Genomic DNA, 19,200 nt, shown 5'->3' on the forward strand with positions numbered 1-19,200 from the left:
GTACGGCGCGGAATGCGCGCAAGTCCGGTGCGATGGCGTCATGTTCCCTCCCGTTCGATTCCCCATGCCGTTCCCTACGACCATCGTGTCGAAGGAGCTGGCGCGACGTGTCCGGCCCTCGCGGGCGGCACGCCGCCGATGTTGCCAGTTGAAAACGATTACATGTCAGAATAAACCAATGCATTCGTTTGCGGTGGATCCTGCGACGATTGCCCGTCACTGACGTCGGGAGGGCCGGCGCAGTCGTATCCCCGGTCGAGGCGAGAAGATGGCGAAAGTGCAGTTGGACAAGGTCCGCAAGGTCTACGACAACGGCCAGGTGGCCGTGCAGGGGGCCAGTTTCGAGGTCGCCGATGGCGAGTTGATGGTGCTGGTGGGCCCTTCCGGCTGCGGCAAGTCCACGCTGCTGCGGATGATCGCCGGGCTGGAGGAGATCAGCGATGGAACGCTGCGGATCGGCGATCGGGTGGTCAACGACGTCGCCCCCAAGGACCGCGACATCGCGATGGTGTTCCAGAGCTACGCGCTGTACCCGCACATGACCGTGGCCGAGAACCTGGCCTTCGGCCTGAAGCTGCGCGGCACGCCCAAGGACGAGATCGCGCGGCGGGTGAAGGAGGCGGCCGACATGCTCGGCCTGGCCTCGATGCTGGACAAGCTGCCCAAGGCGATGTCCGGCGGCCAGCGCCAGCGCGTGGCGCTGGGCCGGGCGATGGTGCGCGAGTCGGCGGTGTTCCTGCTCGACGAGCCGCTTTCCAACCTCGACGCCAAGCTGCGCCACAGCGTGCGCACCGAGATCGCGCAACTGCATCGCAAGCTCGGCACCACGATGATCTACGTCACCCACGACCAGGTCGAGGCGATGACGCTGGGTCAGCGCATCGTCGTGCTCAAGGATGGCGTGATCCAGCAGATCGACACGCCGATGGCGCTGTACGAGCGGCCGGCCAACCTGTTCGTGGCCGGGTTCCTCGGGAGCCCGGCGATGAACGTGCTGCGCGGAAGGCTGGTCGCCGGGCCCGGCCTGGGGCTGCAGCTCGCGGGCGGGCGGACATTGCCGATCGAGGGCGCGGCCGTGTCCCCGGACTGGCTGGGGCGTGAGGTCGCGGTGGGCGTGCGCCCGGAGCACCTGCAGCCGGCGACGGCGGCCGGGCCGGCGTTCGACGCCGTGGTCGACGGACTGGAGCCGGTCGGCAACGAGATCTTCGTCAACGTGTCGCTGGACGGGGTGCCATTGGTGTTGCGCGTGCCGCCGCAGGCGCTGCCCGCGGCGGGCGAGGCGCTGCCGGTGGCGATCCAGGCGGCGCACCTGCATTTCTTCGATGCGGATAGTGGCGTGCGCTTGTCCGCGTCTGCTTGACGCGCTTCCCATGGCGGGAGCCGTTCCCACAAAAGCAGGTCCCGCAACGGGATCAGCGTGCCAGTCCATCCAGGAACGGAGCGACACGCGCGGCCTCGCCGCGTACCGTCAGGCCATCCTCCGCGCCTTCCAGCGGCAGCACCGCCAGCGCCAGGCCGTCGGCGACGCTGGCGACGCTGCCGATGGCCTGATCGTCGCGCCGCACTTCATCGCCCGGCTGGGCATCCACGGCGGTTTCGAGCAGGCGCGTGCTGCGCTTGGCCTTGCCGAGGAAGTGCGTGCGCGCCACGATCTCCTGGCCGGGGTAGCAGCCCTTCTTGACGCTGTAGGCGTTGAGCCGGTCCAGCCCGATCTGCTGCGGCGTCCATTGCTCGCGCTGCGACGCGTCCAATCGAGGCAGGCCCATGCGCAGGTCGAGCCTGCGCCATTCCTTGGCGAAGTCGTCGTCGGCCTGCACGAGCGCCGAGCGCGGTTGCACGCACAGCGTGCGCGCCGCCCCGGGGGTGCCGAGGTCGAACGACAGGCGGTCCTGCTCGATGCCGAGGCGGTCGCCGTCGGCCGGGGCGGGCGACAGCCGGCCGGACACGGCCAGGTCCTCGCGCGGCTCGATGCTCGTCTTGCGGCGGAACACGAAGCGGCGCAGTTGCTCGGCCATGGCGTGGGCACCGCCGTCCGGAAGCACCAGGTGGATGTCCTGCTCGCTTGGCCGGGCGAGCAGGAAGATCGCGATGACCCGGCCCTTGGGCGTGAGCCATGCGTTCCATTGCCAATGTCCAGCGGCCAGCGAGGCCACGTCGTTGGCGAACTGGGCCTGGGAAAAAGCCACCGCGTCCGGCCCCTGGAGCGCGATGATTTCCGCCTCCGGGAGCAGGATGAACGACGGTTCCGTAATGTGAAGGTTGTCAGGCACGGGGGGCAGGACTAAAATTTGCTGCGTTGCGAGACCCTCATGATAGGCCAAACAACCCCCACTCCCGAGACCGAGCCCGAAGCGCCGCCGCCCGCTGGAACGCATGATTCCAAGGGTGGAACGGAGCCGAAGGAGATCGGTGGCCGCGGCGGACTGGATCCGGTGCGATACGGGGATTGGGAGAAGAACGGGCGCTGCATCGATTTCTGATCAGCACCAGCCAACGCGGCGCAAGCCGCCCAGCCGAGAAAAACGAGTCCAGCGAATGGCGACCCAAGAACGACCATTGTCTCCGCACCTCCAGGTGTATCGCTGGCAGATCCAGATGGCCACCTCGATCCTGCATCGAGCCACGGGCATCGTTCTGTCGCTCGGTGCCCTGATCATCGCCACCGGCCTGCTGGTGCTGATGCTGGGCCCGGAACACTGGAGCTGCTTCACCCAGCTGGCTGGCGCCTGGTATGGCCAGCTCTTCCTCTTCATCTGGTCCTGGGCCTTCGCCTACCACCTGTGCAACGGCATCCGCCACATCGTGCAGGACTTCGCGTACGGCTACAGCATTCCCGCCTTCAAGCGCAGCAGCTGGCTGTCGGTGATCGGCAGCCTGGTGATCACCGCGCTGATCTGGGCCTACGTCCTGCTGGGAGCCGGCGCATGAGTCGCTTTCGTACCCCCCTCAAGAACGTGCGCGGCCTCGGCGCGGCCAAGACCGGCACCGATCACTTCGTCCACCAGCGCCTGACCGCGACCGCCCTGGTGCTGCTCGGCATCTGGTTCCTGGTGTTCGTGCTCGGCCTGGTCGGCTCGGACTACGCCACCGCCACCGCGGCGGTCGCCAAGCCGTGGAACGCGGTCCTGCTGGTCGGTTTCCTCGTGGCCTCGTTCTGGCATGCCCAGCTCGGCCTGCAGGTCATCCTCGAGGACTACATCCACAATTCGCTCCTGGCCCTTGCGCTGCAGACGACGGTGAAGTTCATCGCCGTGGTCGGCGGAATCGCCAGTGTCTTCGCGGTGGTCCGCATCGCGCTGGGCGGCGCCTGAGTCCTCGGGCGCCCAGAACAGGAATCCAGATTAGATGTCCGCTTACAAGATCACCGAACACAAGTACGACATGGTCGTGGTCGGCGCCGGCGGCGCCGGCCTGCGCGCCACCTTCGGCCTGGCCCAGAAGGGCCTGCAGACGGTGTGCCTGACCAAGGTCTTCCCGACCCGTTCGCACACCGTCGCGGCGCAGGGCGGCATCTCCGCCGCGCTCGGCAACATGGGCGACGACGACTGGCGCTACCACTTCTACGACACCATCAAGGGCTCGGACTGGCTGGGCGACCAGGACGCCATCGAGTACATGGTGCGCGAGGCGATCCCCGCGATCATCGAGCTCGAGCACTACGGCGTGCCGTTCTCGCGCACCGAGGACGGCAAGATCTACCAGCGCCCGTTCGGCGGCATGACCACCAAGTACGGCGAAGGCCCGGCCGCGCAGCGCACCTGCGCCGCCGCCGACCGTACCGGCCACGCCATGCTGCACACGCTGTACCAGCAGTCGCTGGCGCACAACGCGCGCTTCATGATCGAGTACTTCGCGCTCGACCTGATCTTCGACGAGGAAGGCGTCTGCCGCGGCGTGCTCGCGCTGGACATGGCCGAGGGCACGCTGCACCTGTTCCGCGCCCACGGCGTGGTGCTGGCCACCGGCGGCTACGGCCGCGCTTACTTCAGCGCGACCTCGGCGCATACCTGCACCGGCGACGGCGGCGGCATGGTGATGCGCGCCGGCCTGCCGATGCAGGACATGGAGTTCGTGCAGTTCCACCCGACCGGCATCTACGGCGCGGGCTGCCTGATCACCGAGGGCGTGCGCGGCGAGGGCGGCATCCTGCGCAACAGTAGCGGCGAGCGCTTCATGGAGCGCTACGCGCCGCACTACAAGGACCTGGCCTCGCGCGACGTGGTCGCGCGCTCGATGACCATCGAGATCCGCGAGGGCCGCGGCGTCGGCGAGCACAAGGACCACATCCTGCTCGACCTGACCCACCTCGGCCCGGGCGTGATCGACGAGAAGCTGCCGGGCATCGCCGAGAGCGCCCGCATCTTCGCCGGCGTCGACGTGCACAAGCAGCCGATCCCGGTGATCCCGACCGTCCACTACAACATGGGCGGCATCCCGACCAACTACCACGGCGAAGTGGTGCGCAAGATCGGCGACGACCCCGATGCGGTCGTGCCCGGCCTGTATGCGATCGGCGAGGCCGCCTGCGTGTCGGTGCACGGCGCCAACCGCCTGGGTTCCAACTCGCTGCTCGACCTGGTGGTGTTCGGCCGCGCGGTGGCCAACCGCTGCGCCGAGACGATCCGCACCAACCAGCCGCACAAGCCGCTGCCGTCGGACGCCTGCGACAAGGCGCTGGGCCTGCTGGACAAGCTGCGCCATGCCAACGGCGACACGCCGACGGCGGTGATCCGCGACAGGATGCAGCGCACGATGCAGGCCGACGCCGCGGTGTTCCGCACCAGCAAGACGCTGAAGGAAGGCTGCGAGAAGATGGCCGACATCTTCGCCTCGTTCGAGGACGTCAAGGTGACGGACCGTTCGCTGGTCTGGAACTCGGACCTGATCGAGACCTACGAGCTGAACAACCTGCTGCTCAACGCGGTGGCGACGATCAACTCGGCCGAGCAGCGCAAGGAAAGCCGCGGCGCCCACGCGCACGAGGACTATCCGGAGCGCGACGACGCCAACTGGCAGAAGCACACGCTGGTGAGCGTCGACGAGAAGGGCAACTGCAGCTTCGACTACCGCCCGGTGCACATGTACACGCTCACGCAGGACGTGGACGTCGTCCCGCCCAAGCCGCGCGTGTACTGATGCAGGCCCGGCGCATGGAACCGTCGAGCACCGCTCCCCGCACGATGGCCGGCCCGGCCCGGCCGGCGGTCGCGGCGGGAGTGCCGATCGACCGTTCCATGGCGCCGGCCGCCGCAGCCGCCCCGATCGCCGGATCCATCCTCTTTCCAATCGTGCGCGCCGTGCAGGCCTCCTTCGCGCCGCGCAGCGCCTGAGCCAACGAGAACAGCCATGGCAGAGTTCACCCTCCCCAAGAATTCCAAGATCGGCAAGGGCAAGCACTTCCCGGCCAAGGGCGCCAAGAACGTGCGCACCTTCAAGATCTACCGCTGGAGCCCGGACGCAGGCGAGAACCCGCGCACCGACACCTACGAGGTGGACCTGGACAAGTGCGGCCCGATGGTCCTGGACGCGTTGATCAAGATCAAGAACGAGATCGATCCGACCCTGACCTTCCGCCGCTCGTGCCGCGAGGGCATCTGCGGTTCGTGCGCGATGAACATCGACGGCACCAACACGCTGGCCTGCACCAAGGCGATCAGCGCGTGCGGCAAGTCGGAGGTGCCGATCTACCCGCTGCCGCACATGAACGTGGTCAAGGACCTGGTGCCGGACCTGACCCACTTCTACGCGCAGTACGCCTCGATCAAGCCGTGGATCCGCACCCAGACCCCGCCGCCGCCGGATCGCGAGCGGCTGCAGTCGCCGGAGGACCGCAAGAAGCTCGACGGCCTGTACGAGTGCATCCTGTGCGCCTGCTGCTCAACCAGCTGCCCGAGCTACTGGTGGAACGGCGAGCGCTACCTCGGCCCGGCGATCCTGCTGCAGGCCTACCGCTGGATCATCGACTCGCGCGACGAGGACACCGGCGCCCGGCTGGACGACCTGGAAGACCCGTTCAAGCTGTATCGCTGCCACACCATCATGAACTGCGCGCGGACCTGCCCGAAGGGGCTGAACCCGGCGCTGGCGATCGCCGAGATCAAGAAGCTGATGATGGCGCGCCGCGCCTGACCGCTGCGATGCGGGACGGTGGCCGCGGGTGCGGCCATCGGCGGACGGCACCGGCCCGAGGGTTTGGTGCCGTTGTCGTTTTTGGAGGGGCGTGCCCCTTGGAATGGAACCGACGATGGACGAATCCACCGAACTGAAGAAACTGCGCTGGCGCTGCCGGCGCGGCATGCGCGAGCTGGACCAACTGTTCGACCGCTACCTGGAGCGGCGCTGGAAGGCGGCTTCCGACGCCGAGCGGGCGGTTTTCCTACAGCTGCTGGATTGCGAGGACGATAAGTTGTGGCGCTGGTTCATGGGCTACGAGGAGTGCCCGGATGCGCGCCTGCTCGAACTCGTCGGTGTCATCCGCAGCCTGCCGGCTTGAGTGGCGGCCGTCGCGCTGGTCGATGGCGGCATGCGGGGTGTTGTCGGGGCTGGCGGTGGCGTCGCTATGGACCAGCGAGCTGCCGGGATGGCTCGCCCTGGCCGGCTCCGGCCTGGCGGCGGGATGGGGCGTGCGGCGCATCTGGCGCGAACGGGATGCGAAGCCGTTCGAGCTGGTGATCCCCTGGGACCCCGACCGGCCGGTGGTCGTCGCGGGTCGGCCGGCCGATACCTTCGATGTCGAGTGGCGCGGGCCGCTGGCGATGCTGCGCTGGAGCTGGCCCGGGCGGCGGCGCGATGGCCGGTTGTGGTGGCCCGACCTGCTGCCGCCGCCCGCGCGACGTGAACTGCGTCTGGCCGCGGCGGCCCGGGCCGTTCCGCCGGCCCGGCCACAGATGGCACCATAGCGTTCCTTTGTTCTTCGGAACGGACCCGCCCAACGGCATGTTCAAGCCCATCCCTGTCGCAATCGGACTGCGCTACCTGCGTGCCAAGCGCCGCAACGGCTTCATCTCCTTCATCTCGATGGCCTCGATCCTGGGCATCGCGCTCGGGGTCACCGTGCTGATCACCACGCTGGCGGTGATGAGCGGGTTCCAGAAGGAGATCCGCGACCGCCTGCTGCAGATGGCGGCCCACGCCACGGTCAGCGCCGAGGGCGCGCCGATGCACGATTGGCAGCACGCTGTCGCGGTGGCGATGCGCGACCCGCGCGTGGCGGGCGCCGCGCCTTACATCGAGAAGGAGGCCCTGCTGTCCGGCCCGCGCAACCAGCCGGCGATGGTGCGCGGGGTGATCCCGGCCGAGGAGGCCAAGGTCTCGGTGCTGGCGCAGAAGATGAAGCAGGGCTCGGCCGACAGCCTCACCCCGGGTTCGTTCAATATCCTGCTCGGGCAGGAGCTGGCGCTGTGGCTGGGCGTGAACGTCGGCGACACCGTCGTCGTCACGCTGTCGGACTTCCAGGGCACGCCGGTCGGCGCGCTGCCCAAGATCAAGCGCTTCACGGTCAGCGGCATCTTCGAGGCCGGTTACAACGAGATCGACCGCGGCCTGGCGGTGGTCAACATGGACGACATGGCGCGCGTGCTGCGCATGGACGGCGTCACCGGCGTGCGCCTGAAGCTGCACGACATGGACCAGGCCTTCGAGGTCGCCCGCGACCTGGCGCTCAACCTGCGCGGCCCGTACCGCGTCAGCGACTGGACCCAGGAGAATGCCAACCTCTACCACTCGCTCAAGATGGAAAAGACGGTGATGGGCATCCTGCTGTCGCTGATCATCGCGATGGGCGCCTTCAACCTGGTCTCCTCGCAGGTAATGCTGGTCACCGACAAGCAGGCCGACATCGCGATCCTGCGCACGCTCGGCCTCTCGCCCGGCGGGGTGATGAAGGTGTTCATGGTGCAGGGTTCGCTGATCGGCATCATCGGCACCGTGCTCGGGGTGGTCGGCGGCATCGTGCTGACCTTGAACCTGGAGCGCATCCTCGGCGCGATCGAGGCGCTGTTCAACGTCAAGCTGCTGCCGGAGGACGTCTACTACATCACCGGCCTGCCCACCGACATGCAAACGCACGACGTCGTCGTCATCACCATCGTCGCGCTGGCGATGAGCTTCCTGGCGACCCTGTATCCGGCCTGGCGCGCCGCGCGCACCCAGCCGGCGGAGGCCCTGCGCTATGAATGATTCCCTGCAGCCGGTGGTCCGCGCCGAGGCGCTCGCCAAGACCTATGCGGAAGGCAAGATGCGCACCCCGGTGTTCGACGGGCTGGAGCTGTCGATCGCGCCGGGCGAGACCGTTGCGATCGTCGGCGCGTCCGGCGCCGGCAAGAGCACGTTGCTGCACCTGCTGGGCGGGTTGGACATACCGACGTCCGGCGAGGTCTACGTGGACGGGCAGAAGATGTCGGCGTTGTCCGACGCCGAGCGCGGCAGGTTGCGCAACCGTTCGCTCGGCTTCGTCTACCAGTTCCACCACCTGCTGCCGGAGTTCACCGCGCTGGAGAACGTGATGATGCCGGTGCTGCTGTCGGGCGAGGACATCGCGCCTGCGCGCGAACGTGCGCTGCGGTTGCTCGATGCGGTGGGCCTGTCGCACCGCGTGGCGCACAAGCCGGGCGAACTGTCCGGCGGCGAGCGCCAGCGCGCCGCGGTGGCGCGCGCGCTGGTCAACCGCCCGGCCTGCGTGCTCGGCGACGAACCCACCGGCAACCTCGACGACCGGACCGCGGAGACGGTGTTCGAGTTGATGCTCGACCTCAATCGCGCGCAGGGCACGAGCCTGGTACTGGTCACGCACGACCGCGGCCTGGCGCGGCGGCTCGACCGGGTGCTGGAACTGCGCGAAGGGCGCTTGCACCAATTGGCGAAGGCCGAGGTCTAGGGCGGGCCGACGCTCCGCTCCGGCATGGGGAGGTGCAACAGGTGCCTTCGTGCGAGGCACCTCCTTGTGGGAAGGACTTCGGTCCCGACGGAACCGCCGGCATCGCCCGATCTTCTCTTCTTGCCAGAGAGGGCCCCTTCGCTGTGCGGGCGGATTTCCGTCCGCGCCGTCCCGCACGGACGGAAACGGCATGCTCGTCCGTCGCGCGACCGATCCCATCCAAGGCGGCCATCGAGGATGACGTGTCCCGATTCGGAAACTCCCGACGCGACGGTGCGTGACACGCCGCTGTTCCGAGCAGGCGAAGCGGCATAGCGTTGCCTGCGACGACCGCGGGTCGTCGATGCCCATCGATCGAAGGAGCGATCCGTGCAGGAAGCGGCCCGGCAGGACGCCGGATCTGACAAGGCGGGCGCATTCCCGCTGGTGACGACCTCGATCGGCCTGCTGGCCGGGGTGGTGGTCGCGCTGTGGTGGCCGGGCCTGCTGCCGCGCTGGATGTACCTGGCCGCGTTCGTGCCGGCGCTGCCGCTGGTCCGCCTCCGGCGCTGGGGTCTTCCGCTGGCCGCGGCATTGGTGGGCTTCGGGCTTGCCGGGCTGCACGCGGCCCATGCGCTTGCCGGCCAACTGCCCTTGGCCTGGGAGGGGCGCGAGGTCGTCGTGAGCGGCCAGGTCGAGGGCCTGCCGCAATCGGAGCCGCGGCGCACGCGTTTCCTGCTGCGGATCGACGACGACGTGGCGCAACCGGCGTTCCTGCGCGGCAAGCGGGTGCAGGTGTCGTGGTACGACGATTTCGGAGCGACCGCGCCCGGGCCGCGCAGCGCCGTGCGTGCCGGTGCGCAGTGGCGCATGTCGCTGCGGGTGCGGGCGCCGCGCGGGCTGAGCAATCCCGGCGGATTCGATGCGGAGCGGCATGCCCTGGGCAACCGGCTCGTGGCGACGGCGCTGGTGCGGCGGCCGGACGCGGCGGCCCAGCTCGCGCCACCGCACGGCGTGGACGCCTGGCGCGAGGCCATGTCGGCGCGCATCGATGCCGCGGTGCCCGCGCAAGGCGCGCCCTACGTGCGTGCGCTGGCGCTGGGCGATACGCGCGGACTGCAGGATCCGGACTGGGCGGTGCTGCGTTCGGTCGGGCTGACGCATCTCATCGCCATCTCCGGTTTCCACGTCGGCATGGTGGCCGCCTTCTTCGCCCTGGCGATCCAGGGCCTGTGGTGGCTGCTGCCGGCGCTCGGACGCCATTGCCCACGGCGGCACGCGGCCGCGCTCGGCGCCTTGTTCGGCGGGGCCGGCTACGCGGTGCTGGCGGGACTCTCGCTGCCGACCGTGCGCACCGTGTTGATGATCGCCGTGGCGGTGCTGGTCACGCTGGCGAGGCGGCGCGGCAACACGCCGCAGACCTTGGCGATCGCGCTGCTCGCGGTCTTGCTGTTCGACCCGCTCTCGGTGCTGTTCGCCGGGTTCTGGTTGAGCTTCGCCGGCGTGGCCTGGCTGGTATGGTGCCTGCCGGACCGGTCGATGCCGCTGCTGCGCGGCTTCCTGGCCGCGCAATGGGTGGCGACGATCGGCCTGGTGCCGCTGACCCTGGCGTTGTTCGACCAGGTTTCGCTGGTCGGCCCGCTGGCGAACCTGGTGGCGATCCCCTGGTGGACCCTGGTCGTGGTGCCCTTGGCCTTGATCGGCACGGGCCTGGAGGCGGTGGTGCCCGGTTGCGGCGCCTGGGCCTGGCATTTGGCGGCAGGGTGCTTCGATATCAGCTGGAGGCTGTTCCAGTGGCTGGCGCGAAGCCCGGCCGCCGCGTGGTGGGCACCGGAATCGGGGGCGTGGGCCTTGCTGCTCGCGCTGGCCGGCGCGTTCTGGATGCTGATGCCGCGCGGCACGCCGGGACGCGCGATGGCCTTGCTGCTGTGGCTGCCGATCTGCCTGCCCGATCGCGAACTGCCGCGCCACGGCGAAGCCGAATTGCTGGTGATGGACGTGGGGCAGGGCCTGGCGGTGCTGGTGCGTACCCGCGCGCATGCCCTGCTGTACGACGCCGGTCCGGCCGTGCCCGACGGCTTCGATGCCGGCGAGCGGGTGGTGGTGCCGGCGCTGCGGGCGAGCGGCGTGCAGCGCATCGACCGGATGGTGCTGAGCCATGCCGATGCCGACCATGCCGGCGGCCTGGGCGCGGTCCGCGCGGTCTTCCCGGTCCAGGATTCGCGCGCGCCGCCCGGCGCGCCGCTGCCGGACATACGGGCCGCTTGCGTGGCCGGCGACGAGTGGACCTGGGACGGCGTGCGCTTCCGCTTCCTGCATCCGTCGCCGTTCTTCCCGTACCTGCGCAACGAATCCAGTTGCGTGCTGCGGATCGAGACCGTCCACGGCGCGGCGCTGCTGACCGGCGACATCGGCGAGATCATCGAACGACGGCTGCTGCGCGACCATGGCGCCGACCTGCGCGCCGACGTGGTGCTGGCGCCGCACCACGGCAGCAACGGTTCCTCGCAACCCGGGTTCATCCGCGCGAGCGGGGCCAGGCTGGTGGTGGTCTCGGCCGGTCACGGCAACCGCTTCGGGCACCCGCGTGCCGACGTGGTGCGGCGCTGGCGCGAATCCGGCGCGGAGCTGCTGAACACGGCGCACAGCGGCGCGATCCGGATATGGTTCGGGCAGGCCGGCGTTCAGGTCAGGGAGCGCCGCATCTGGCGGGCCCGGCTCTGGGACGCTGCGGAACGCCGGCGGGCGGCTGCTATCCTATCGGCGAACGTACATGCGGCCGGTGCGCCGGAGGGTTGAAACGTGTTGGAACTGGTCAAGGCCGGCGGGTGGCCGATGCTGCCGCTGCTGCTGCTGGGCGTGGTCGCGCTGGCGATCGTCCTGGAGCGGCTCTGGAGCCTGCGCCGCAACGAGGTGCTGCCGCCGGGCCTGGGCGAGGAGGTCCGCAACTGGGCGGCGCACGGCAAGCTTGACCCGGCCCACATCGAATCGCTGCGCCGCAACTCGCCGCTGGGCACGCTGCTGGCGGCGGCGCTGGACGTGCGGGGCCGCCCGCGCGAGCTGATCCGCGAGCGCATCGAGGACACCGGCCGCCATGTCGTGCATCGCATGGAGAAGTTCCTGAACGCCCTGGGCACGATCGCCTCGGCCGGCCCGCTGCTGGGCCTGCTCGGCACGGTGGTCGGCATGATCCAGATGTTCCTCGGCATCCTGGACCATGGCGTGGGCGACGTGAACCAGCTCGCCGGCGGCATCGGCAAGGCGCTGGTCTGCACCGCCACCGGCATGATCATCGCGGTGCCGTCGCTGGTCTTCCATCGCTATTTCAAGGGCCGCATCGCCGGCTACGTGATCGAGATGGAGCAGGACGCGACGCTGTTGCTGGACGCGCTCGACGGCCGCCCGGCGCCGGTGGCCGCGGCCAAGCCGGCGGTGCCGCGTTCGCCCGCGCTGGCGAAGGGCTGAGCGGATGCGGATCCGCGACGACCGCGCCCAGGACGAGCCGCACATCGATCTGGTGCCCCTGATCGACGTGATCCTGGTCCTGATCATCTTCTTCGTGGTCACCACCACCTTCGACGCGCGCTCCACGCTGCAGCTGCAGCTGCCGACCGCCAGCGAGCAGAAGAATCCCGAACCACCGCGTTCGCTGAGCGTGCTGGTGAACGCCGACGGGCGCTATTTCGTCAACGACCAGGAAGTGCTGCGGCAGGATTCCGAATCGTTGAAGCGGACCATCGCGCAGGTGGCCGGCGAGGATCGCCAGCAGGACGTGCTGCTGCGTGCCGACGCCCGCACGCCGTACCAGGCCGTGGTGACGGTCCAGGACGTGCTGGGCCAGCTCGGCTTCCGCCGCATCGCCATCGCCACCGCACCCGACGTCAACAGGGACGGAAGCCACAAGTGAACGTTTCGACCGATGTGCCCGTCCAGGACTCGCCCTGGCGGACGTACCGACGCCTGCTGTCCTACGCCGGCGCCTACCGCGGCCTGCTGCTGCTCGCCGCGGTGGGCGCGATCCTGGAGGCGGTGGCCGGGTCCGGTTTCCTGGCGATGATGAAGCCGATCACCGACGAGACCTTCATCGCGCGCAACCGCGAAGTGGCGATGTGGCTGCCGCTGGCGATCGTCGGCCTGTTCGTGCTGCGCGGCGTGGCCGGGTACATCACCGACATGTCGATGGGCCGGGCCGCGCGCAGCATCGCCCGCGATTTCCGCGTCAGCGTGCTCGACAAGTACCTGCGCCTGCCAGGCAGCCGCTTCGACGCCGAGCCGGTGCAATCGATGCTGGTCCGGCTCGGCTCGGACAGCGACCAGGTGGCCCAGGCGGCGGTCGATGCGCTGAAGGTGATGGTGCAGCAGACCCTGCAGGTGGTCGGCGCGCTGGCGGTGATGATCTGGTACAGCTGGACGGTGACGGTGACGATCCTGCTGGTGGCGCCGCCGCTGGCCTGGGTGATGGACAAGGTGGCCAAGCGCTACCGCCGGGTCAGCCATCGCATCCAGGAGAGCAGCGCGCAGCTGATGCAGGCCGCCGACCAGGCGCTGTCCGGCAACCAGGAGGTCAAGGTCTACGGTGCGCGCGAGAGCGAGATGGTGCGCTACAGGCAGCTGGCGGACACCAACCTGCGCCTGGCGATGAAGGTCGAATCGACCCGCGGCATCTCCTCGGCCGCGGTGCAGCTGCTCGGTGCCATCGGCCTGGCGGCGCTGCTGTTGATCGCCGGGCGCGAGGCGCTCGCCGGCCGCCTGAGCGCGGGCGATTTCGTCGCGCTGATGACCTCGATGATGGCGATCATCCCGGCGCTGAAGAACCTCACCAACGTGCAGAACATGCTGCAGCGGGGCGTGGCGTCGGCGCAGCGCCTGTTCGTGGTGCTCGATGCGCCGGAGGAACAGGACGAAGGCACCCGCCGCATCGAGCGCGCGCAGGGCCTCATCGAGTTCCGCCACGTCACCGCGGCCTATCCCGGCCAGGCGCGCCCGGCGTTGGCCGACGTCAGCTTCGTCGCCGCGCCCGGCACGGTGACCGCCATCGTCGGCCGCTCCGGCAGCGGCAAGTCGAGCCTGGTCAAGCTGATCCCGCGCTTCTACGACCCGCAATCGGGGCAGATCCTGCTCGACGGCCATTCCTTGCAGGAGTACCGGCTGGCCGACCTGCGCAGGCAGATCGCCCTGGTCGGGCAGCAGGTGATGCTGTTCGACGGCAGCATCGCCGAGAACGTCGCCTACGGCGAGATGCGCAACGCCGGCGACGAGCAGCTGCAGCACGCGATCCGCGGCGCCAACGCGATGGAGTTCGTCGAGCAGCTGCCGGAAGGCGTGCAGGCCCAGGTCGGCGCCAAGGGCGGTCGCCTGTCCGGCGGCCAGCGCCAACGCCTGGCGATCGCGCGGGCGATGCTCAAGGACGCGCCGATCCTGATCCTGGACGAAGCCACCGCCGCGCTCGACAACGAATCCGAGCGCCTGGTGCAGGATGCGCTGCATCGCCTGATGCCCGATCGCACCACGCTGGTGATCGCGCATCGCCTGTCCACGATCGAGCATGCCGACCAGGTGCTGGTGATGGACCAGGGGCGCATCGTCGAGCGCGGCACGCACGCCGAACTGTTGGCGCTGGGCGGGTTGTACTCGCACCTGCACGGCATGCAGTTCCGCGAAAGGCAGGCATGAGCAGGGGCGAAACGCGCACGCCGGCGTACTGGTACGGCGAAGGTCCGATTCCGTTGGCGGCACGCCTGCTCGAGCCGCTGTACGCCGGCGCGACCGCGCTGCGCCGCAGCCTGTATCGGCGCGGTTGGCGCAAGCGCCAGCAGGTGCCGGTGCCGGTGGTGGTGGTGGGCAACGTCACCGCCGGCGGTACCGGCAAGACGCCGCTGACGATCGAACTGGTCAACCGGCTCAAGGAGGCGGGCTGGAAACCCGGCGTGGCCAGTCGCGGCTACGGACGGGACGAGGCCGGGAAGCCGCGCTGGATCGAGGCCGGCACGCCGGTCGAACTGGCCGGCGACGAGCCGGCCCTGATCGCCTGGAAGACCGGGGTACCGGTACGGGTCGATACCGATCGCGTCGCGGCCGCGCGCGCGCTGGTCGAAGCAGGCTGCGACATCGTCGTCTGCGACGACGGCCTGCAGCACTACCGGCTGGCCAGGGACGTGGAGATCGAGGTGGTCGATGCGCAGCGCCGCTACGGCAACGGGCACCTGCTGCCGGCCGGCCCGCTGCGCGAGCCCGTCGCGCGCGCGCGCGAATGCGACTTCCGGGTGATCAACCTGGGCCAGGCCAGCGATTCGCCGGAGCAGGCCGCGGCGGGCGTCGGGTTCGGCGAATGGGGGATGCGGCTGCGCATCGAGCTTGCGCAGCCGCTCGGCGGCGTGCGGGCCTGCCCGCTGTCAACGTTCGCCGGGCGCCGCGTGCATGCCGTGGCCGGCATCGCCCATCCGGAGCGTTTCTTCGCGATGCTGCGCAATCGCGGGATCGGGGTGGTGCCGCATGCCTTCGCCGACCATCACCGCTACCGGGCCGGGGATTTCGAGTTCGGCAGCCGCCTGCCGGTGCTGATGACCGAGAAGGACGCGGTGAAATGCCAGGGCTTCGCCGGCGACGGCTTCTACAGCGTGCCGCTGCAGGCGGAGCTGCCGGCGGCGTTCTGGGTGGCGCTGCTGGACAGGCTGGGCAAGCTGTCGCGCGAATGACCCGCCTGCGCCGCCATGCGCGGCCCGGGGGGCGAGGACGAGGGCGCCGTCGGGCGCCCTCGTCGCATGCCGCGCATCGCGATCAGAACCGGTAGTTGACCGACAGCCACCAGTTGCGGCCGGCGCCGTAGAAGTTCTGGGCCCAGTACAGGCTGTTGATGTACTTGCGGTCGGTGACGTTGTTGACGTTCAACGTGGCGCTGACCTGCGGGGTGAAGTCATAGCTGGTCATCACACCGACGAGGGCGTAGGACCCCTGGCGGGTGAAGATCTCGTTGCCGTCGAGGTCGGTGGCAAGCTGGTCGCGCGAGATGGCATCCTGCCAGCGCACGTTCGCGCCGATCTTGAGCTGCTCCAGTCCAGGGATCCGGTAGGTGGTCGCCAGCTTGGCGGTACGCCGCGGCACGTAGGTGCGCACGTTCTCGCCGTCCTCGCCCTTGATCCCGAGCTGGGTGTAGCTGGCGTCGACCTGCCAGTGCTCGTTCAACTGGCCCGCCAGCTCGGCTTCGTAGCCGGTGGAAGTGGCGTTGATGCCGTGGTAGGTCTGGATGTTGTTGATGATGTCGCCGGCTTCGGCGACGCCGTCCTGTTTGGCGCGGAAGAAGGCGAACGAACCGTTGACGCGGCCATCCAGCCATTGGCCCTTGATGCCGAGTTCGGCGTTGTTGCCTTTGACCGGATCGAGCACGCGGAAGTTGGTGTCCAGTTCGGTCTGCGGATTGAAGATCTCCGCGTAGCTCGCGTACAGCGCGTAGTTCGGGTCGAAGTTGTAGACCGCGCCGACGAACGGGGTGGTCTTGCTGTCGTCGTAGGCGTGCGCGCTGCCGTAGTTCTCGCCGCCGCTTTCCACGTGGGTGTAATTGACGCCAGTGATCAGCTTGAACCGGTCGCTCAGGTTCCAGCGGACCGTCGCGTAGGCGGTCTTGCGGGTCATGTCGAAAACGGCGCCATCGGAGTAGGCATCGAAGCTCGGCTTCGGATAGTCGCCGGTCCAATCCTTCAGGCTGGGGAGTGGGGTGCCGATGTCGTTGCTATACCAGGACAGCTGGTCCACGTCGTAGTGGGCCCAGTTCACGCCGGCCACGAGGTCGTGGCGACGGCCGCCCAATGCGAACGTGCCGCTGGCATAGAGATCGGCGTACTTCTGCGTTTCGTCGCTGGCGTAATAGGACGGATAGGAATACAAACCCAGCCCGGTAACGCGATCGGGGGTGCCGTAGACATAGAACAGGTCGCCCTCGGTCTCGATCTTGCGGTAGTTCAGCGCGGCCTTGAGCTTCCAGTCGTCACCGAGCGCCTGTTCCAGCTCCAGGAAGGCGCGCTTGTCCGTGCTTTCCCAGGCGCTCCAGTCGGCAGAAGTGCTGGTGGAGCGGGCGTAATCGGTAGGGCTGCCATCGGTGTAGTACAGCGGCAGCGCGCCCCACATCGCGCCCTTGGGCTTGTTCTGCTGGTAGCTGGCGCCGACGGTCAGCAGGGTGGTCTCGCTCAGGTCGGCCTCGACCACGCCGTAGAACACCTTCTTGCTGCGGCTGTAGCGGTCCAGGTAGCTGTCGCCGTCCTGCCAGGCGCCGACCAGGCGCCCGCGCACGCTGCCGCTCTGGTTGAGCTTGCCGGACAGGTCGGCATCGACGCGGTAGTTGCTCCACGAACCGCCGCCCACGGCGACGCTGCCCTGCGTGTCCCCGGTCGGGCGCTTGCGGACGAAGTTGATCGTCGCCGACGGATTGCCGGTCGAGGAGAGCAGGCCGTTGGCGCCGCGCAGTACCTCGACCCGCTCGTAGATCGCAGCATCCATGTCGCCTTCGGCACCGCCATTGGTGAACGGCAGGCCGAGCCCATCGACCTGGAAGTTGGTGATGTCGAAGCCGCGCGCGGTGTAGTAGGTGCGGTCCGTCTCGATCTTCTCGACGTTCACGCCCGCGGCCTGGGCCAGCACGTCGTCCGCGCTGTTCAGCGCGAAATCGTCCATTTGCTGGCGGCCGATCACGCTGACCGACTGCGGGGTTTCCAGCGGCGACAGGGCCAGCTTGGTGGCGGTGCTGGTCTCGCGCACGGTGTAGCCGTCCTGGCGCTCGGCGGTCACCTTGACCGAGTCCAGCGTCTTGGCGTCGGCGACGGCTTCCGCCCGGGCCGCCAAGGGCGCGGCCAGGGCGGCCAGCATCGGCAGGAACAGCGCATTGCGGCGCAGGGCGGTCTGCAGGAGCGGCACGGCGGAGGCCGGGCCCGGAGCGTTCGAAGTCATGGGGTCTATAGAATGTTGGGGGAATGCTGGTTCCCGCCGTGACGGCCGGGGTTCCGTCGTCGTCGCCTCCAAATGCGACAACGAATGAAAATTATTCTCAGTTAAACGCCTGGGTGGATGCAATCGATGCGGATGTACTTTGTTAAGGAAGCGTTCCGAATGGGCCGGCGCCATGGCTGAGCGCTTCGTCGTCGCCATTCCCGCCCGCTATGCCGCCTCGCGGCTGCCGGGCAAACCGTTGCGCCTGCTGGGCGGTCGGCCGCTCATCCAGCATGTGGCCGAGCGCGCCCTGGCGGCCGGCGCCCAGGCGGTCTGGGTGGCCACCGACGACGCGCGGATCGCCGAAGCGGTGGCGGGCATCGAAGGCGTGCACGTGGCGATGACCGCGTCCACGCACGCTTCGGGGACCGACCGCCTGGCGGAATGCGCGCGGATCGCCGGCTGGGCCGACGACGTGCGGGTGGTGAACCTGCAGGGCGACGAGCCGTTCGCGCCGGCGTCGGGCATCCGCGCGGTGGCCGAGCTGCTGGGCAGCTCGGGGGCCGAGATGGCCACGCTGGCCACGCCGATCGAGGATGCGCATGAGCTGTTCGACCCGAACGTGGTCAAGCTGGTACGCAACGCGCGCGGCGATGCGATGTACTTCAGCCGGGCCACGATTCCCTGGCATCGCGATGGCTTTGCCGTTTCGCGCGAGCGCAAGCCGGAGGGCGAGTGGCTCCGGCATATCGGCATCTATGGCTATAGCGCCGGCTTCCTGCGCCGGTTCGCGGCGATGCCGGCCGGTACGCTGGAGCGGATCGAGTCACTGGAGCAACTGCGGGTGCTGGAAGCCGGGTACCGGATCGCGGTCGCGCTGACGCCGGAGCAGTTCCCACCGGGCATCGACACACCGCAGGACCTGGAGCGCGCCGAGGCGCGGCTGGCGGCCCGATGAGGCTGTTGGTGGTGTGCCTGGGCAACATCTGCCGCTCGCCGATGGGCGAAGGCGCCCTGCAGGCGCGGATCGCCGGGGCAGGGCTGTCGGACGTGGTCGAGGTCGACTCGGCCGGCACCGGCGGTTGGCACGCCGGGGAGCCGCCGGACCGCCGCGCGATCCGTTGCGCGCTGGGACACGGCGTGGACATCTCCGGATTGCGCGCGCGGCAGGTCCGGCCGAAGGACTTCGAGGCCTTCGATTGGCTGCTGTGCGCCGATGCCAACAACCGCCGCGACCTGCTGCGGATCGCGCCCGCCGAGCACCGGCACAAGGCGGTGCTGTGGTTGCCGTGGGCCGGCATCGAGGAACGCGCGGACATCCCGGACCCCTACACGGGCGGCGCGGAGGACTTCGAGCGGGTATGGCGGCTGGTCGACCGCGCGGCCGCCGCGACTGTGGGCCGGTTCGCCGGCAACCGGGCATAATCGAC

Annotated in this window: 20 protein-coding genes; 18 read left to right on the forward strand and 2 right to left on the reverse strand. The window is 69.2% G+C overall.

The genetic code is table 11. The features are described 5' to 3' along the window. Positions 1 to 268: 268 nt before the first annotated feature. Positions 269 to 1,360, forward strand: a complete 1,092-nt coding sequence (locus tag FD678_RS06415; RefSeq protein ID WP_140720552.1) for an ABC transporter ATP-binding protein — start codon at positions 269 to 271, stop codon at positions 1,358 to 1,360. Between the two features lie 52 nt (positions 1,361 to 1,412). Here the strand turns inward: FD678_RS06415 and ygfZ are convergent, their stop codons facing one another. Further along, entirely contained in the window at positions 1,413 to 2,186 is a 774-nt protein-coding gene (gene ygfZ, locus FD678_RS06420) for a CAF17-like 4Fe-4S cluster assembly/insertion protein YgfZ (protein WP_218569551.1), read from the reverse strand. Positions 2,187 to 2,309: 123 nt separating this feature from the next. Here ygfZ and FD678_RS20825 point away from each other — a divergent pair, with 123 nt between their 5' ends. The 15 genes from FD678_RS20825 (at position 2,310) to lpxK (ending at position 15,549) form a co-directional block, all read left to right on the forward strand. After that, positions 2,310 to 2,480: a DUF1674 domain-containing protein gene (locus tag FD678_RS20825; RefSeq protein ID WP_140720556.1), complete on the forward strand. Its 171-nt coding sequence runs from the start codon at positions 2,310 to 2,312 to the stop codon at positions 2,478 to 2,480. 55 nt (positions 2,481 to 2,535) lie between these two features. Beyond that, positions 2,536 to 2,928, forward strand: coding sequence for a succinate dehydrogenase, cytochrome b556 subunit (gene sdhC / locus FD678_RS06430; RefSeq protein WP_140720558.1), 393 nt, complete (start codon positions 2,536 to 2,538; stop codon positions 2,926 to 2,928). Then, positions 2,925 to 3,311 carry a succinate dehydrogenase, hydrophobic membrane anchor protein gene (gene sdhD, locus FD678_RS06435; protein ID WP_140720560.1) on the forward strand — a complete coding sequence of 129 codons (387 nt, stop codon included), beginning with the start codon at positions 2,925 to 2,927 and terminating at the stop codon, positions 3,309 to 3,311. Before sdhC ends, sdhD begins: the two co-directional genes overlap by 4 nt. A gap of 34 nt (positions 3,312 to 3,345) precedes the next feature. After that, the gene (sdhA, locus tag FD678_RS06440) at positions 3,346 to 5,136 is read left to right on the forward strand and encodes a succinate dehydrogenase flavoprotein subunit (protein ID WP_140720562.1); all 1,791 of its coding nucleotides are present in this window, start codon (positions 3,346 to 3,348) and stop codon (positions 5,134 to 5,136) included. 14 nt (positions 5,137 to 5,150) lie between these two features. Beyond that, entirely contained in the window at positions 5,151 to 5,330 is a 180-nt protein-coding gene (locus FD678_RS06445) for a hypothetical protein (protein WP_140720564.1), read from the forward strand. Between the two features lie 91 nt (positions 5,331 to 5,421). Beyond that, the gene (locus tag FD678_RS06450) at positions 5,422 to 6,129 is read left to right on the forward strand and encodes a succinate dehydrogenase iron-sulfur subunit (protein WP_256661891.1); all 708 of its coding nucleotides are present in this window, start codon (positions 5,422 to 5,424) and stop codon (positions 6,127 to 6,129) included. Positions 6,130 to 6,244: 115 nt separating this feature from the next. Next, positions 6,245 to 6,493, forward strand: coding sequence for an FAD assembly factor SdhE (locus tag FD678_RS06455; protein ID WP_177497606.1), 249 nt, complete (start codon positions 6,245 to 6,247; stop codon positions 6,491 to 6,493). Beyond that, the gene (locus FD678_RS06460; RefSeq protein ID WP_140720571.1) at positions 6,444 to 6,899 is read left to right on the forward strand and encodes a hypothetical protein; all 456 of its coding nucleotides are present in this window, start codon (positions 6,444 to 6,446) and stop codon (positions 6,897 to 6,899) included. The genes FD678_RS06455 and FD678_RS06460 overlap by 50 nt, the downstream gene beginning before the upstream one ends. 37 nt (positions 6,900 to 6,936) lie before the next feature. Further along, positions 6,937 to 8,178 (forward strand): lipoprotein-releasing ABC transporter permease subunit, encoded by a 1,242-nt coding sequence (locus FD678_RS06465; RefSeq protein WP_140720573.1) that lies wholly within the window; start codon positions 6,937 to 6,939, stop codon positions 8,176 to 8,178. Next, positions 8,171 to 8,875, forward strand: coding sequence for a lipoprotein-releasing ABC transporter ATP-binding protein LolD (gene lolD, locus FD678_RS06470; RefSeq protein WP_177497608.1), 705 nt, complete (start codon positions 8,171 to 8,173; stop codon positions 8,873 to 8,875). The genes FD678_RS06465 and lolD overlap by 8 nt, the downstream gene beginning before the upstream one ends. Positions 8,876 to 9,244: 369 nt before the next feature. Beyond that, positions 9,245 to 11,653, forward strand: coding sequence for a DNA internalization-related competence protein ComEC/Rec2 (locus FD678_RS06475; protein ID WP_218569554.1), 2,409 nt, complete (start codon positions 9,245 to 9,247; stop codon positions 11,651 to 11,653). A 3-nt stretch (positions 11,654 to 11,656) separates the two neighbouring features. Beyond that, a complete protein-coding gene (locus tag FD678_RS06480) occupies positions 11,657 to 12,319 on the forward strand; it encodes a MotA/TolQ/ExbB proton channel family protein (RefSeq protein WP_140720575.1) in 663 nt (220 codons plus the stop codon). A 4-nt stretch (positions 12,320 to 12,323) separates the two neighbouring features. Continuing rightward, positions 12,324 to 12,761 carry an ExbD/TolR family protein gene (locus FD678_RS06485; RefSeq protein ID WP_140720577.1) on the forward strand — a complete coding sequence of 146 codons (438 nt, stop codon included), beginning with the start codon at positions 12,324 to 12,326 and terminating at the stop codon, positions 12,759 to 12,761. After that, a complete protein-coding gene (gene msbA / locus FD678_RS06490) occupies positions 12,758 to 14,527 on the forward strand; it encodes a lipid A export permease/ATP-binding protein MsbA (protein ID WP_140720579.1) in 1,770 nt (589 codons plus the stop codon). The genes FD678_RS06485 and msbA overlap by 4 nt, the downstream gene beginning before the upstream one ends. Then, entirely contained in the window at positions 14,524 to 15,549 is a 1,026-nt protein-coding gene (gene lpxK / locus FD678_RS06495; RefSeq protein ID WP_140720581.1) for a tetraacyldisaccharide 4'-kinase, read from the forward strand. The genes msbA and lpxK overlap by 4 nt, the downstream gene beginning before the upstream one ends. An 82-nt stretch (positions 15,550 to 15,631) precedes the next feature. Here the strand turns inward: lpxK and FD678_RS06500 are convergent, their stop codons facing one another. Then, positions 15,632 to 17,791 carry a TonB-dependent siderophore receptor gene (locus FD678_RS06500; RefSeq protein WP_218569555.1) on the reverse strand — a complete coding sequence of 720 codons (2,160 nt, stop codon included), beginning with the start codon at positions 17,789 to 17,791 and terminating at the stop codon, positions 15,632 to 15,634. 172 nt (positions 17,792 to 17,963) lie between these two features. Between FD678_RS06500 and kdsB the strand changes: the two genes are divergently transcribed. Continuing rightward, positions 17,964 to 18,728 carry a 3-deoxy-manno-octulosonate cytidylyltransferase gene (gene kdsB / locus FD678_RS06505; RefSeq protein ID WP_140720583.1) on the forward strand — a complete coding sequence of 255 codons (765 nt, stop codon included), beginning with the start codon at positions 17,964 to 17,966 and terminating at the stop codon, positions 18,726 to 18,728. Then, entirely contained in the window at positions 18,725 to 19,195 is a 471-nt protein-coding gene (locus FD678_RS06510) for a low molecular weight protein-tyrosine-phosphatase (RefSeq protein WP_140720585.1), read from the forward strand. The genes kdsB and FD678_RS06510 overlap by 4 nt, the downstream gene beginning before the upstream one ends. The last annotated feature ends 5 nt before the right edge of the window (positions 19,196 to 19,200 follow it).

The sequence above is a fragment of the Pseudomonas sp. Hp2 genome (genome assembly GCF_006386585.1).
GTDB classification, from domain to species: Bacteria; Pseudomonadota; Gammaproteobacteria; order Xanthomonadales; family Xanthomonadaceae; genus Pseudomonas_S; species Pseudomonas_S boreopolis.

Coding starts and splice junctions, on each gene's coding strand:
- FD678_RS06415 (WP_140720552.1), top strand. CDS start 269: ATGGCGAAAGTGCAGTTGGACAAGGTCCGCAAGGTCTACGACAACGGC.
- FD678_RS20825 (WP_140720556.1), top strand. CDS start 2,310: ATGATAGGCCAAACAACCCCCACTCCCGAGACCGAGCCCGAAGCGCCG.
- sdhC (WP_140720558.1), top strand. CDS start 2,536: ATGGCGACCCAAGAACGACCATTGTCTCCGCACCTCCAGGTGTATCGC.
- sdhD (WP_140720560.1), top strand. CDS start 2,925: ATGAGTCGCTTTCGTACCCCCCTCAAGAACGTGCGCGGCCTCGGCGCG.
- sdhA (WP_140720562.1), top strand. CDS start 3,346: ATGTCCGCTTACAAGATCACCGAACACAAGTACGACATGGTCGTGGTC.
- FD678_RS06445 (WP_140720564.1), top strand. CDS start 5,151: ATGGAACCGTCGAGCACCGCTCCCCGCACGATGGCCGGCCCGGCCCGG.
- FD678_RS06455 (WP_177497606.1), top strand. CDS start 6,245: ATGGACGAATCCACCGAACTGAAGAAACTGCGCTGGCGCTGCCGGCGC.
- FD678_RS06460 (WP_140720571.1), top strand. CDS start 6,444: ATGCGCGCCTGCTCGAACTCGTCGGTGTCATCCGCAGCCTGCCGGCTT.
- FD678_RS06465 (WP_140720573.1), top strand. CDS start 6,937: ATGTTCAAGCCCATCCCTGTCGCAATCGGACTGCGCTACCTGCGTGCC.
- lolD (WP_177497608.1), top strand. CDS start 8,171: ATGAATGATTCCCTGCAGCCGGTGGTCCGCGCCGAGGCGCTCGCCAAG.
- FD678_RS06485 (WP_140720577.1), top strand. CDS start 12,324: ATGCGGATCCGCGACGACCGCGCCCAGGACGAGCCGCACATCGATCTG.
- lpxK (WP_140720581.1), top strand. CDS start 14,524: ATGAGCAGGGGCGAAACGCGCACGCCGGCGTACTGGTACGGCGAAGGT.
- FD678_RS06500 (WP_218569555.1), bottom strand. CDS start 17,791: ATGACTTCGAACGCTCCGGGCCCGGCCTCCGCCGTGCCGCTCCTGCAG.
- kdsB (WP_140720583.1), top strand. CDS start 17,964: ATGGCTGAGCGCTTCGTCGTCGCCATTCCCGCCCGCTATGCCGCCTCG.
- FD678_RS06510 (WP_140720585.1), top strand. CDS start 18,725: ATGAGGCTGTTGGTGGTGTGCCTGGGCAACATCTGCCGCTCGCCGATG.